Origin of the sequence: Pseudomonas cremoricolorata (assembly GCF_000759535.1) — a bacterium.
Taxonomy (GTDB): Bacteria; Pseudomonadota; Gammaproteobacteria; order Pseudomonadales; family Pseudomonadaceae; genus Aquipseudomonas; species Aquipseudomonas cremoricolorata_A.
Map to the genome: position 1 here is coordinate 737,580 of NZ_CP009455.1, position 13,233 is coordinate 750,812.

General features: G+C 64.9%; 10 protein-coding genes and 1 pseudogene. 4 read left to right on the top strand and 7 right to left on the bottom strand.

From position 1 onward, the window contains the following. Positions 1–10 precede the first annotated feature (10 nt). The gene (locus LK03_RS03115) at positions 11–973 is read right to left on the bottom strand and encodes a helix-turn-helix domain-containing protein (protein ID WP_038411021.1); all 963 of its coding nucleotides are present in this window, start codon (positions 971–973) and stop codon (positions 11–13) included. A gap of 158 nt (positions 974–1,131) precedes the next feature. On the opposite strand from LK03_RS03115, the gene LK03_RS03120 reads away from it, so the two are divergent. The 4 genes from LK03_RS03120 to LK03_RS03135 all read left to right on the top strand — a co-directional run bounded on the left by LK03_RS03120 (position 1,132) and on the right by LK03_RS03135 (position 6,206). Continuing rightward, on the top strand, positions 1,132–2,193 hold the full coding sequence (locus LK03_RS03120; RefSeq protein WP_240478644.1) for a methyltransferase: 1,062 nt from the start codon (positions 1,132–1,134) through the stop codon (positions 2,191–2,193). A gap of 4 nt (positions 2,194–2,197) precedes the next feature. Beyond that, positions 2,198–3,502, top strand: a complete 1,305-nt coding sequence (locus LK03_RS03125) for an MFS transporter (protein WP_081951545.1) — start codon at positions 2,198–2,200, stop codon at positions 3,500–3,502. Positions 3,503–3,627: 125 nt separating this feature from the next. After that, the gene (locus tag LK03_RS03130; RefSeq protein ID WP_038411022.1) at positions 3,628–4,641 is read left to right on the top strand and encodes an extracellular solute-binding protein; all 1,014 of its coding nucleotides are present in this window, start codon (positions 3,628–3,630) and stop codon (positions 4,639–4,641) included. After that, positions 4,641–6,206 (top strand): ABC transporter permease, encoded by a 1,566-nt coding sequence (locus tag LK03_RS03135; protein WP_028695026.1) that lies wholly within the window; start codon positions 4,641–4,643, stop codon positions 6,204–6,206. Before LK03_RS03130 ends, LK03_RS03135 begins: the two co-directional genes overlap by 1 nt. Positions 6,207–6,245: 39 nt before the next feature. Here LK03_RS03135 and LK03_RS22765 read toward each other — a convergent pair whose 3' ends face one another. The 6 genes and pseudogenes from LK03_RS22765 to hflK all read right to left on the bottom strand — a co-directional run bounded on the left by LK03_RS22765 (position 6,246) and on the right by hflK (position 13,229). After that, positions 6,246–7,130: a methyl-accepting chemotaxis protein gene (locus tag LK03_RS22765; protein ID WP_430962068.1), complete on the bottom strand. Its 885-nt coding sequence runs from the start codon at positions 7,128–7,130 to the stop codon at positions 6,246–6,248. A gap of 21 nt (positions 7,131–7,151) precedes the next feature. After that, positions 7,152–7,844 (bottom strand): annotated as a pseudogene (locus tag LK03_RS22770) (methyl-accepting chemotaxis protein); the annotation flags it as partial. 520 nt (positions 7,845–8,364) lie between these two features. Further along, positions 8,365–9,657 (bottom strand): adenylosuccinate synthase, encoded by a 1,293-nt coding sequence (locus tag LK03_RS03145; protein WP_038411024.1) that lies wholly within the window; start codon positions 9,655–9,657, stop codon positions 8,365–8,367. A 53-nt stretch (positions 9,658–9,710) separates the two neighbouring features. Continuing rightward, positions 9,711–10,898 (bottom strand): ATP phosphoribosyltransferase regulatory subunit, encoded by a 1,188-nt coding sequence (locus tag LK03_RS03150; RefSeq protein WP_038411025.1) that lies wholly within the window; start codon positions 10,896–10,898, stop codon positions 9,711–9,713. Positions 10,899–11,175: 277 nt separating this feature from the next. Next, positions 11,176–12,045, bottom strand: coding sequence for a protease modulator HflC (hflC, locus tag LK03_RS03155; protein WP_028695022.1), 870 nt, complete (start codon positions 12,043–12,045; stop codon positions 11,176–11,178). After that, on the bottom strand, positions 12,045–13,229 hold the full coding sequence (gene hflK, locus LK03_RS03160; RefSeq protein WP_038411026.1) for an FtsH protease activity modulator HflK: 1,185 nt from the start codon (positions 13,227–13,229) through the stop codon (positions 12,045–12,047). Before hflK ends, hflC begins: the two co-directional genes overlap by 1 nt. Between the last annotated feature and the right edge of the window lie 4 nt (positions 13,230–13,233).

Consider the following 13,233-nt stretch of genomic DNA (forward strand, 5'->3'; position numbering starts at 1 on the left):
GCCCAGCCCCTCAGCGCTTCTTGCCGAAGATCGACTTCGGCGTGCGACCGAAGTAGCGGGTGAAGGCCACGGTGAAGTTGTTCGGGTACTTGTAGCCGACCTGCCAGGCGGCCTGAGCCACTTGCTGGCCGGATTCGAGCAGGGTCATGGCCTTGCGCATGCGCAGGTCGAGCAGCATCTTCGCCGGGGTGCTGTCGAACAGCTGACGAAAGCCCTCCTTGAGTTTGTGCTCGTTCATGCCGACGCTGGTGGCCAGATACTCCACCGTCAGCGGCGTGTGCAGTTGCTCGCACAGCAGGTTACGGGCGCGCTCCAGGCGCTCGATGTCCTGGGTGCTCAGCGCCGAGCCCTGACTCTGTAGCGGCGCCAGCAGGTTGAACTGCTCCGACAGCAGGCTGAGGGTATGGATGTGCAGGTCGAGGCGATTGGCCGGGTCGAGCAGGCCCGGTTGCAGGTAGCGCACCAGCGCCGCGGCATGGGCCTGGGCGGCCTGGGAACTGCGGCGAAAATCCAGACGATGCAGGCGACCACTGCCCAGTACCTGTAGGGCGCGAGCTTCGCCGACGTACTTGCACAAGGTCGGCTGGTCGATCACCACACGCAACTGCGACGTGGTTTCATTGCCTTGATAGCGGCGTTCGCCAGGGGTGGCGCGAAAGGCGGTGATGGTGGTGTGGCCGGCTTCGAAAGCCAGATTGCTGCCGTCCTTGCCGATGAAACCCGATTTTCCCTGCAAGCCGATGGTCACCACCATCACGTGACCGTCGTGGGGGCCACAGGTCTCTTCGATCACGCTGCGCACCGGGTGGTAATGCAGCCGCCCAAGGGCCAGCCCCTGTTCCAGGCGCAACAGCTCGGAGTGACACTGGCCGAGGCCCTCATCCAGTTGCAGGCACAGCCGGCCATCGACCTGCACGCTGCGCTGACGCGGTGAGTCCAGGCCGAGGCGGCAGCTCCCTTTCGATGTGTTCATGGTGATCTCCCTGGGTAGCAGCGCTCGCCACGGCGCATAGGAACGGCTCCGGCTCGCATACTTATAATTAATGATTCTCATTTAATCTATACCACCTTTATCAGTGATCGGGCCATGGGGCGTTAGCGCGACGCCATGGCCATGAACAGGGAGTTACCGTGCCTCACTCTTCGAAACTGCCCGCCGATACCGCCGAGCTCAGCGCCGCCCACCCGCTGCAAGCCTGCTGGAACCTGCAATTAAGTGGCCTCGGCGCAGACGCCCTGCAGGCCGCGCTGGACTGCGCACTGTTCGACCACCTGGACGCATTCACCCGCGCCGCCGACCTGGCGCAACGCCTGACGCTGGATGCGCACAGCACCGAGCTGATTCTCGAAGTGCTGTGGAGCCTGGCTCTACTGGAGCGCGACCCCCAGCAACCCACGCACTACCGCAACCTGCCAGTGGCCGCCCAGCACCTGAACAGTGGCGCACGGGACTACTGCGGCGATGCGCTGGCCTTCCGTCATCGGGTGATGCGCCAGACTGGCAGCCAGCTGGGCGACTACCTGCGCAACGGCGTCAGCCGTATCGACAGCACACCTTCGGCATCGGGCCTGGCCTGGGCCAATGCAGCCCGCCTGCAGATCGCCCAGGAACAACGTGCGGTCACCGGCGAAGTGGCCTGCGCGCTGCTCGAACGCCTGCCGGAATTTCGCCAAGTGCAACGCCTGCTCGACCTCGGTGGCGGCCCCGGGCTGGTGGCCATCGCCATGGCCAAAGCGCTGCCCGACCTGCACGGCGTTGTGTTCGATTACCCGGAAACGGCTGCGGTAGCCGCCGACAACATTTACCAGGCTGGCCTGCAGCAACGCCTCAGCGCCCAGGGTGGCGACCTCAATACCGACGACATCGGCAGCGGTTTCGACCTGATCTGGTGCTCCTCGGTACTGCATTTCGTCGACGATCTGCCCGCCTCCTTGAATCGTCTGCATGGGGCGCTGCGCCCAGGCGGGCTGCTGGTGTGCTGTCAGGCTGAAGTGCCCCGCGAACGGCAGGCCGCCGCCCAGGTGCTGCCCTACTACCTGCACATGCGTCTGCAGGGTCGCCACGTGCTCGACGAGGGCGAGCTGGCCGTGCACCTGCAACAGGTCGGCTTCTGTGGCGTGCAGCAACTGACCGGCCTGCGCTTTCCGGTGACACCGGTCAACGCCGTGATCGCACGCCGAGCGCAGGGATGAAGCGATGAACCGTACCCGCAATGCCAGCCTGCAACTGCTGTTCGGCTGGCTCAATCTGGCGCTGGCGGTGCCCAGCATCTACCTGATGTTCGGCATGCCGCTGGTGATGCGCCAGTACGGCTGGAGTGGCACTGAAATCGGCCTGTTCCAGCTGGCCGGCCTACCGGCGGTGTTCAAGTTCCTGCTGGCGGCTCCGGTGCAACGGGTACGGCTAGGTCGTGGCCACTTGGTGCACTGGCTGTTGCTGCTCGGCGTCGCGCTGCTGGTGCTGTACTGGCTGATCGGCCGGAACAACCTGATCGAACAGCGCCTGGCGCTGTTCGCCATGACCTTCGCCATCAGCATCATCGCCACCTGGATGGACATTCCGCTCAACGCCCTGGCCGTGCAGTGGCTACCGCGCAGCGAACACCTGCGCGCCGGCAGCATCCGCTCGGCGGCGTTGTTCCTCGGCGCCATCATCGGCGGTGGCGCGATGTTGCTGGTGCAGGCGCGGCTAGGCTGGCAGGCACCGTTCGTGATCATGGCCGCAGCGCTGCTCATTGGCGTACTGCCGCTGCTGGCCTTGCGCAAGCGAGCCGAGCTGCAGGCGCCCGAGGCGGCCCCGGCCAGTGGTCTGGTGGCCGACTGGGTGAGCTTCTTCAGCCAGCCGGCCGCGCGCCAGTGGACCTGGTTGCTGCTGAGCGCCTTCCCGTTCATCGGTGCGGCCTGGCTCTACCTCAAGCCGCTGATGCTCGATCAGGGCCTGCCGATGCAGGAGGTCGCCTGGCTGGTGGGCATCGTTGGTGGCGCCACCGGTGCAGTGTGCAGCCTGATCGGCGGGCGTCTGGCTGGAATGCTCGGCACGGGCCGGGCGATCGTCATCTACCTGCTGGCGGCGCTGCTGGCGCTGTCGTTGCTGACCGTGACCGTTGCCCTGGGCCTGGGCCGTGGCTGGTTGCTCGCCAGTGTGCTGGCGCTGGCGGCGAGCATGGGCGCGGTCTCGGCGCTGATGTTCGGCCTGACCCTGTTCTTCAGCCGCCGCCAGCGCAGCGCCAGCGACTATGGATTGCAATCGAGCCTGTTCGTCATCACCCGCCTGGCGGCACCGGTGGCGGCCGGCCTGCTGCTCGACCGCCTGGGCTACGCCGGGATGCTGGCATGCCTGAGCGGTGGACTGCTGCTCGCTCTGCTGCTGGCCTGGCGGGTGCGCCGCAGGATCGCTGACAGTACCGAGGCATTGCTCGCAGTCGAACACCCAGGCTCTACAAGCCCACCAACGAGCGACCGGCAAACATTGCGCGATGCGGGCGAAACGCCGCGCCCGTGAAGCGCGCAGCGGGTGGGGTCAGGCGGATGGCAACGCGAATGAATTTTCTTCCATGCAGCCACTTGAGAACTGATTTCGTTTACCATTGTTTCCAAATATGTACCCGTAAGCGAGGAACCACCCGCATGACGAACCGCCCTCATTCGCTGCTGCGCACCCTGGCCGCCGCCGTGCTCGGTCTGGCCCTCGGCGCCCCGGCAGCCATGGCCGATGCCCCGGTCACGCTGACCATGTACAACGGCCAGCACAAGGAAATCGGCGAGGCCATCGCCAAGGCCTACGAGGCCAAGACCGGTATCCACATCAATATCCGCAAGGGCAGCAGCAACCAGCTGGCCAGCCAGATCATCGAGGAAGGCGACCGCTCGCCGGCCGACATCATCTACACCGAAGAGTCGCCGCCGTTGAACAACCTTGGCGAGCTGGGCCTGCTGGCGAAGATCGATGACGCCACCCTGAACATGCTGCCCAAGGAATACGTTGCGGCCAACGGCACCTGGATGGGCGTGACCGCGCGTACCCGTGTGGTGGTGTTCAACCCGAAGAAGATCGACGAGAAAGACCTGCCCAAGTCGGTCATGGACTTCGCCGACCCTGAATGGGAAGGCCGCGTGGGCTTCGTGCCCACCAGCGGCGCGTTCCAGGAACAGGCGGTGGCGATCCTCAAGATGCATGGCCGTGAAGCGGCCGAAGACTGGCTGACCGGCCTGAAGGCCTTCGGCAAGACCTACACCAACAACATGGTCGCCCTCAAGGCCGTGGAGAAGGGTGAAGTCGCCGCCGTGCTGGTCAACAACTACTACTGGTACGCCCTGGAGCGCGAGCGCGGCAAGCTCGACTCCAAGCTGTACTACCTGGCCGACGGTGACGCCGGTGGCCTGGTGACCATCTCCGGCGCCGCCGCGGTCAAGGCCAGCAAGCATCCCAAGGAAGCCCAGGCACTGCTCAACTGGATGGCCAGCGAAGAAGGCCAGCGCGTCATCACCCAGACCACCGCCGAATATCCGCTGCACAAGGGCATGGTCTCGGACCGTGGCCTCAAGCCGTTCGACGAACTGCGTCCGCCGAACATCACCCCGGCCGACCTGGGCAATGCCGAAGAAGCCCTGGAGCTGGAACGTGAGGTCGGTCTGCTCTGATGACTGCCGCCCTGCCGACCCCTGCACCGCTGCGCTACGTGCCGCGGCGCAAGCGCCCCTCGATCTGGGTGGTGCTGCCTGTGCTGTTCCTGGTGGCGATGAGCCTGCTGCCATTGCTGTACGTCGCTCTCAAGGCATGGGAGGCAGGCTGGCGCGAGGCGCTGCACCTGCTCTGGCGGCCGTTCGTCTGGGGTCTGCTGCGCAACACGTTGATGCTGATGGTCGGCGTCACCGTGGCCTGCATGGTGGTCGGCATGGCGCTGGCCTGGCTGCTGGAACGCAGTGACCTGCGCGGCCGGCGCCTGTGGGGCGTGGTACTGTGCCTGCCGTTCGCGGTGCCTTCGTTCGTCAGCAGTTTCACCTGGGTGTCGCTGAGCTCCGATTTCGAGGGCCTGGGTGGGGCGATTCTGGTCATGGCGCTGTCCAAATACCCGCTGGTGTTCCTGCCGGTGGCAGCGACCCTGCGCAACGTCGACACCTCACTGGAAGAGTCGGCGCGGACCCTGGGCTGCAACCGCTGGGGGGTGTTCTTCAAGGTCACTTTGCCGCTTTTGTGGCCGGCGATGCTCGGCGGCGCGCTGTTGATCGCCCTGCACATGCTGGTGGAGTTCGGCGCCTTGTCGATTCTTGGCCTGCAGACCTTCACCACCGCCATCTACCAGCAGTTCGAACTGGAATTCAGCAACGCCAACGCTGCCATGCTCTCGGCGGTGCTGCTGGCGTTGTGCCTGGTGATGCTCTGGCTGGAGCTGCGGGTGCGTGGTAAGGCGCGTCACGTGCGCATCGGTCAGGGCGTGGCGCGGCGCGCGGCACCGATTCGCCTGAAGGGCTGGAGCGTACTGGCGCAGCTGTTCTGCCTGGGGCTGGCGATTCTCGGCAGCGGCATTCCGTTGGCGATGCTCGGCTACTGGCTGAGCGTCGGCTCGTCGGCAGCCTTCCCGGTGGCGGAAATCGGCACCGCGCTGCTCACCTCGCTGTCGGTGTCGCTGGGCGGCGCGGCGTTCTGCGTGCTGTTGGCCTTGCCGATCAGTTTCCTGGTGGTGCGTTACAAAGGTCGCCTGGCGATCTGGGCCGAGCGCCTGCCCTACCTGCTGCACGCCCTGCCCGGTCTGGTCATCGCCCTGACCCTGGTGTTCTTCGCCCTGCACTACGTGCCGGCCTTGTACCAGACCACGGCGTTGCTGATTCTGGCCTATTCGCTGCTGTTCCTGCCGCTGGCCCAGGCCCCGGTGCGTACCGCACTGAACAAGGCCTCACCGACCCTGGAAGAGGCGGCGCGCACCCTGGGTGCCAGCAGCCTCGGCGCGTTCTGCCGAGTGACCCTGCCGATCATCTTCCCGGCCCTGGCCGCAGCCTTCGCGCTGGTGTTCCTCGACGCCATGAAAGAGCTGACCGCAACCCTGCTGCTCAGCCCCACCGGCATGACCACCCTGGCCACCGAGGTCTGGGCGCACACGGCCAACGTCGAGTTCGCCGCCGCGGCGCCGTATGCGGCCTTGCTGATCGTGGTGTCGGGCTTGCCGGTCTATCTGCTGACGACGCGGATGTACCTGAACAAGGCGTAAACCTGATGGCCTGTCTGACCTGTAGGGTCAGGCAGGCCATCACGCCCTGAACTGCCCCAGACTCGCCCGCAACTGCGCCGCCAGGTCGTCCAGCACCTTGCTGCTGGCGGTGGTCTGCATCACCACTTCGGCAGAACGCTCAGCCTGGCTATGGATGGTTTCGACCCGCCCACGCACAGCCTGTGCGCCATTGGCCTGCTGAGCCGCAGCGCGGGTAGCAAGACCAATCGCCGCATGCACTTGCTCGACCGCCGCCTGCACCGACTGCTGGCGACGCTCGTTGTCGCGCAGCACCAGCAGCCCTTCACTGGCCTTGCGCCCGGCTTGATCGATGGTCGCCACCGCTTCCTTGGCGCCTTGTTGCAGCGCGGTGATGTGCGCCTGGATATCGCCGGTCGAGCTCTGCGTCTTGCTCGCCAACGCCCGCACCTCATCGGCCACCACGGCAAAGCCGCGGCCAGTCTCGCCGGCGCGGGCCGCCTCGATGGCAGCGTTCAATGCCAGCAGGTTGGTCTGCTCGGCGATGCTATGGATCACCGTCAGCACCACCTCGATCTGCTCGCTCTGCTTGGCCAGGCGCTCGATCACCTGCGAGCCGCTATCGACCTGCCCGGCCAGGTTCTCGATCAGCCCGGCCAACTGGGTCGAGGCGCGGCTGTTTTCATCGGTGGCCTGACGAATACCCACCACTTGCTGCAACGCTGCCTGCATCGCCTGGCTTTCCGCCTGAGCCTCGTCGGCCATGCTCGACAGGTCACGCAAGCTGGCCGCCACTTCATCGCGTTGCAAGGCTGCTGCCGTGTCGGCGCCGCTGCTGCGCTGGGCCATGGCCGCGATTTCGACACCGGTGCGCTGGGCCACCTCACCGGCCTCGCGGACGATGGGCTGCAGCTTGTCGATGAAGCGATTGACCGCCGAGGCCATGTCACCGATTTCGTCGCGGCTGTCGAGCGGTACACGCTTGGTCAGGTCGCCCTCGCCTGCTGCCAGATCATCCAGCGCGGTAATCAGCAGGCGCAACTTGCTCAGCACTCGCCGGCCCAGGACCACCGCCAGCACCCCCAGCATGGCCAGTCCGACCACCGCCAGGGCCAGGCCGATGCGCCAGCGCAGTTCGCCGCTGGCCTCACGCACCGCCTGAGCGGTATTGGCCTGCATGGCGCTGGCACTGCCTTGGGCTTTTTCCAGGCGTTGGCGCAGGGTGTTGCCGCTGTCGGTGGCCGCCCCCACCAGGCTCTCGCCCACCAGTTGCTCACCGCTTGCGATCAGCGCGGCGAAGCGCTGGTCGAGGGCTTGCAGTTGCTGCTCGATGCCCGCAGTGGACACCCCCAGCAGCACCTTGCCGATTTCCGCGCCATTGGGGTTGATCGACGCTTCGACGAAATAAACCGCCGGGTCGCGGCGAGCGGCATCGATGACCTTGTCCAAGGCGCGCTCGCCCTGGCCCTTGTCGATCAGCGCCTGGTTGATGGGGTTTTGCCGGTTGAGGTAGCGGGTCAGGTGCTGGCCCTGGGCATCGTCGTACACGACGAACAACACATTCGGGTTGCGCTGGGCGCGCCGGGCGAAGTCCGAGAGCACCGGCACATCGCTGTCCCAGATCGCCCGCGGCGCTACCGAGGCGAGCAGCTCGGCCATGTCGTTGGCCGACTCCTTGAGCGAGGTTTCCAGCGAAGCACGCAGTTGCTGCTGTTCGCTGTGCAGACGTTCGGACAACCCCGCGCTCAGGCGCTGGCGGGTGCTGCTGGACAGGCTGTCGAGACCGGCGCGCACGTCCAGCCCGGCTTGCTGCAGATCAGCCGTGAGCTGGCGGCTATCGTCGCCCAGGCGTTCGCCCAGTTCATCTTCCAGGGCGCTGACCGTGCTTCGGGTCAGTGCAACGGCCACCAGCACCTGCACCAAAAGCGCGATACCCAACGCAACGAACACAGGCCGCAGCAGGCGGCTTCGTAACAATGAAGGAATGGCAGACACGGTATGACCCTCGTGTTTTCTGGCGCCACTATTTTGATGGCATCTACAGAAACTTCTTACAGCAAGGGTTATGCCGCCACAGCAGGCGTATCGGCCAAGGTCTGGTAGCGAGTCGATCGAGCGCCCAAGAAAAACGCCGCGGTCCCTGGCGGGAGCGCGGCGTTGGCTCAGCGGTTACGGCTGATCAGGCGAACGGGTGACGCAGCACGATGGTTTCGTTGCGGTCCGGGCCTGTGGAGATGATGTCGATCGGCGCGCCGATCAGCTCTTCGATGCGGGTGATATAGGCACGCGCATTGGCCGGCAGGCCGTCCAGACTCTTCACGCCCAGGGTCGACTCGCTCCAGCCCGGCAGGGTTTCGTACACCGGCTGCAGGCCGATGTAGCTGTCGGCGTCGGTCGGTGCTTCGATCACATCGCCATCGGCGTTCTTGTAGCCCACGCAGATGTTGATGGTTTCAAGACCATCGAGCACATCCAGCTTGGTCAGGCAGATGCCCGAGATGCTGTTGACGTCGATGGCGCGACGCAGGATGACTGCATCGAACCAGCCGCAACGACGCGCACGGCCCGTGGTGGAACCGAACTCGTGGCCACGCTTGGCCAGGGTCGCGCCGGTGTCGTCGAACAGCTCGGTGGGGAACGGACCAGAACCGACACGGGTGGTGTAGGCCTTGGTGATGCCGAGGATGTAGTCGATGTACATCGGGCCGACACCGGAGCCGGTGGAGATGCCGCCAGCGGTGGTGTTGGAGCTGGTGACGTACGGGTAGGTGCCGTGGTCGATGTCCAGCAGCGAGCCTTGCGCGCCTTCGAACATGATGTCCTTGCCGGCGCGGCGCAACTGGTGCAGTTCGGCGGTGACGTCGAGCATCATCGGCTTGAGCTGCTCGGCGTAGGCCATGCACTCGTCCAGGGTCTGCTGGAAGTCGATGGCCGGCTCTTTGTAGTAATTGACCAACTGGAAGTTGTGGTAGTCGAGCAGCTCGCCCAGCTTGGCGGCGAAACGTTCACGGTGGAACAGATCACCCACGCGCAGGCCGCGACGGGCGACCTTGTCTTCGTAGGCCGGGCCGATGCCGCGGCCGGTGGTGCCGATCTTGGCTTCGCCACGGGCCTTTTCACGGGCCTGATCGAGTGCTACGTGATAGGACAGGATCAGCGGCGCAGCCGGGCTGATGCGCAGGCGCTCACGCACCGGTACGCCTTTTTCTTCGAGCTTGGTGATCTCGCGCATCAGCGCATCGGGAGCCACCACCACACCGTTGCCGATCAGGCACTGCACGCCTTCGCGCAGGATGCCGGACGGAATCAGGTGCAGCACGGTTTTCTCACCGTCGATGACCAAGGTGTGACCGGCGTTGTGGCCGCCCTGGTAGCGCACGACGGCGGCTGCATGTTCGGTCAGCAGATCGACGATCTTGCCTTTGCCCTCATCACCCCACTGGGTGCCCAGGACGACGACATTCTTACCCATAACACTTGTCCTCATTCGCAAACTTGGTGCCGGCCTACTGCCGACGCAGAAACTCATTGGGAAAGCGGCAGTACCTGCCAGCGCCCGTCTTGCTGAATCAATTGCCGATCACAATCCGCCTCGAGGGCAGCGCTCAGCGGCTGTCCAGGCAGTGCCTGAACCACTCGCTGGCCCTCGTTGCGCAACTGGCAGACCTGCTGCCAGAGGGCCGCATCGCCGCTGTCGGGCATCCAGATGCCACCTGTCGGCAGTACGACCTCAGCTCGCCCCAGTGTCACCAGGGTCTTCAAATCCGTCGAGAAACCGGTGGCCGGACGCGCCCGACCGAAATCGGCACCGATGTCGTCGTAACGCCCGCCCTGGGCGATCGACTGACCGACACCGGGCACGAACACGGCGAACACCACACCGGTGTGATAGTTGTAGCCACGCAGCTCGCCTAGGTCGAAATAGAGCGGCAACTGCGGATAGCGCGCCGCCAGACGGTCGGCGATCGCCAGCAGGTCATCGAGTGCCGCCAGCACGCTGGCAGGAGCACGGCCCAGGCGCACGCGGGCTTCGTTGAGCACTTCGCGGCTGCCGCACAGTTCGGTGAGCGAGCGCAGCATGGCGGACAGGTCAGGTGGCAGGCCAGTGGTCAGCACATGCACTTCATCGACGGCTTTGCGCTGCAGGGCATCGAACAGCTGTTGCTCGATCGCCCCGGACAGGCCGGCGGCGCGAGCCAGGCCGCGGTAGATACCGACATGGCCAAGGTCCATGTGTACATCGGCGACGTCGGTCAGTTGCAGGGTCGCCAGCATCAGGCTGATGACTTCCACGTCGCTGGTGGGGCTGGCGTCGCCGTACAGCTCGGCGCCGAGCTGGATCGGACTGCGCGAGGTCGACAGGGCCCGCGGCTGGGCGTGCAGCACGCTACCGGCGTAGCACAGACGGCTCGGGCCTTCGCGGCGCAAGGTATGCGCGTCGATGCGCGCGACCTGGGGCGTGAAGTCGGCACGGAAACCCATCAGGCGACCAGACTGTGGATCGACCACCTTGAAGGTGCGTTGATCCAGGTCTTGGCCGGCACCGGTGAGCAGCGATTCCAGGTACTCGATATGCGGGGTGACGACCAGCTCGTAGCCCCAACTCTGGAACAGGTCCAACACCTGACGCCGCGCAATCTCGATGCGCGCCGCTTCAGGTGGCAGTACTTCCTCGATGCCATCTGGCAGAAGCCAGCGGTCTACCGTTGCCATTACGCCATTTCCCCTCTGGTCCGGGCGGACTGCCCGCGGGCAGCCTTGAGTGAAGCAGGTGTTGGCGCACAATGACGGGCAGCACCGATCCCAGCGCTACCACCGTGCCAACACCCTGTGAATACGTGACGTCGTGAACATGCAGGGCTCCGTTAGCAGCAAACGGACCTTGCAGACGCAAAAAAGCCGGGAATTTCCCGGCTGCCCGATCATACACCGCTTTTGATTCGGGATGCACCCCGCCGAGCATTTTAGGCGCCCGGCGGGATGACTCACATCACGGCTTGCTCTTGTCCAGGTAGCGGAAGAACTCGTTCTTCGGATCCAGGACCAGCACGTCGCTCTTGCTGGAGAAGCTCTCGCGATACGCCTGCAGGCTGCGGTAGAAGGCGTAGAAGTCCGCATCCTGACCGTAGGCCTTGGCGTAGATGGCAGCAGACTGCGCATCACCATCACCGCGGGTTTCCTCGGCCTCACGATACGCTTCGGCCAGCAGCACACGGCGCTGACGGTCGGCGTCGGCGCGAATACCTTCGGCCAGCTCGTTACCCTTGGCACGGTGCTCGCGAGCCTCACGTTCACGCTCGGTGCTCATGCGGTCGAAGACGCTGCGGTTGACTTCCTTGGGCAGGTCGATGGCCTTGACCCGCACATCGATCACCTCGATGCCCAGTTCCTTGTTGGCCATGCGGTTCAGCGAAGCGGTGATGTCGGCCATCAGCGCGTCACGCTCACCCGACACCACTTCGTGCAGGGTGCGCTTACCGAACTGGTCACGCAGACCACTTTCCAGACGACGGGACAGACGCTCGTCGGCGATCTGCTTCATGCCGGAGGTGGCGGTGTAGTAACGCTCGGCGTCCTTGACCCGCCATTTGGCGTAGGCATCGACCATCACCGCTTTCTTCTCGAGGGTCAGGAAGCGTTGAGTGGGCGCGTCGAGGGTCATCAGGCGTGCATCGAACTTGCGCACCTGGTTGACGTAGGGAACCTTCACATGCAGGCCAGGCTGGACGTCGGCCTGAACCACGCGACCGAATTGCAGCAGGACCGCACGCTCGGTTTGCGCGACGATATAGAAGCAGTTCCAGCCAACCACGGCGATGACCACCGCAGCGATCAGGACGAACAGCGATTTATTGCTCATCAGCGGCTCTCCCTGGTACGCGGCGCCTGTTGTTGCGATTGCGAGTCCTGGGTCGTGCGCGCGGCGGCGTCGTTGACCGACGGCGAGGCGTTATTCGACGAGGACGGTGCGTTGCGGCTGCCTTCGACCATCTTGTCCAGCGGCAGGTAGAGCAGGTTGTTCTGCCCATCCTTGGTCGCCACCATGACTTTGCTGGTGTTGCTGTAGACCTCTTGCATGGTCTCCAGATACAGACGCTGACGGGTCACGTCAGGGGCCTTGCGGTACTCGGCCACCAGCTTGGTGAAGCGGTCGGCCTCACCCTTGGAGCGGGCGATGACTTCGTCGCGGTAACCGTTGGCATCTTCGATGATGCGCTGCGCCTGACCACGGGCTTCCGGCACCACGCCATTGGCGTAGGACTCGGCCTGGTTGCGGGCGCGCTGCTCGTCTTCACGGGCACGGATCACGTCGTCGAAGGCTTCCTGCACTTCACGCGGGGCTGCCGCGCTTTGCACGTTCACCTGGGTGACGGTGATGCCGGTACGGTAAGTGTCGAGGAAACGCTGCAGACGTTCGCGGATGTCCACGGCCATCTGTTCACGGCCTTCGGTCAGCACCTGGTCCATCGATGTGGAACCGACCACGTGGCGCAGAGCGCTGTCGGTGGCATGTTGCAGGCTGATTTCCGGCTGGTCGACGTTGAGCACGAAGTCTTGCAGGTTGGTGATCTTGTACTGCACGGTCAGCGGCACTTCGACGATGTTTTCGTCTTCGGTGAGCATCTGCCCCTGCTTGGTGTAGGCACGCTCGCGCGTGACGTTTTCCATGTACTTGCGATCGATCGGCGGGAAGTAGATGTTCAGGCCCGGCCCGACCGTTTCATAGTACTTGCCGAAGCGCAGAACCACGGCCTGCTCTTGCTCGTCGACCACATACACGGCGCTGTACAGCCAGATGGCCGCCAGCACGGCCAGGCCGATGCCGAGCAGGCCCAGGCCGCCGCCCTTGCCGATGTTGCGGTCACCACCGCCACCGCGTTTCTTGCCACCACCGAACATGCCGTTCAGGCTGTCCTGCAGCTTGCGGAAGGCCTCGTCGAGATCCGGTGGCCCCTTCTTGTCGCCACCACCGCCGCCGCCACCGCGCCGACCGCCCCAGGGATCTTGATTGTTCGAGTTGCCACCCGGCTCATTCCAAGCCATAGCG

Coding starts and splice junctions, on each gene's coding strand:
- LK03_RS03115 (WP_038411021.1), bottom strand. CDS start 973: ATGAACACATCGAAAGGGAGCTGCCGCCTCGGCCTGGACTCACCGCGT.
- LK03_RS03125 (WP_081951545.1), top strand. CDS start 2,198: ATGAACCGTACCCGCAATGCCAGCCTGCAACTGCTGTTCGGCTGGCTC.
- LK03_RS03130 (WP_038411022.1), top strand. CDS start 3,628: ATGACGAACCGCCCTCATTCGCTGCTGCGCACCCTGGCCGCCGCCGTG.
- LK03_RS03135 (WP_028695026.1), top strand. CDS start 4,641: ATGACTGCCGCCCTGCCGACCCCTGCACCGCTGCGCTACGTGCCGCGG.
- LK03_RS22765 (WP_430962068.1), bottom strand. CDS start 7,130: ATGGCCTCGGCGGTCAATCGCTTCATCGACAAGCTGCAGCCCATCGTC.
- LK03_RS03145 (WP_038411024.1), bottom strand. CDS start 9,657: ATGGGTAAGAATGTCGTCGTCCTGGGCACCCAGTGGGGTGATGAGGGC.
- LK03_RS03150 (WP_038411025.1), bottom strand. CDS start 10,898: ATGGCAACGGTAGACCGCTGGCTTCTGCCAGATGGCATCGAGGAAGTA.
- hflC (WP_028695022.1), bottom strand. CDS start 12,045: ATGAGCAATAAATCGCTGTTCGTCCTGATCGCTGCGGTGGTCATCGCC.
- hflK (WP_038411026.1), bottom strand. CDS start 13,229: ATGGCTTGGAATGAGCCGGGTGGCAACTCGAACAATCAAGATCCCTGG.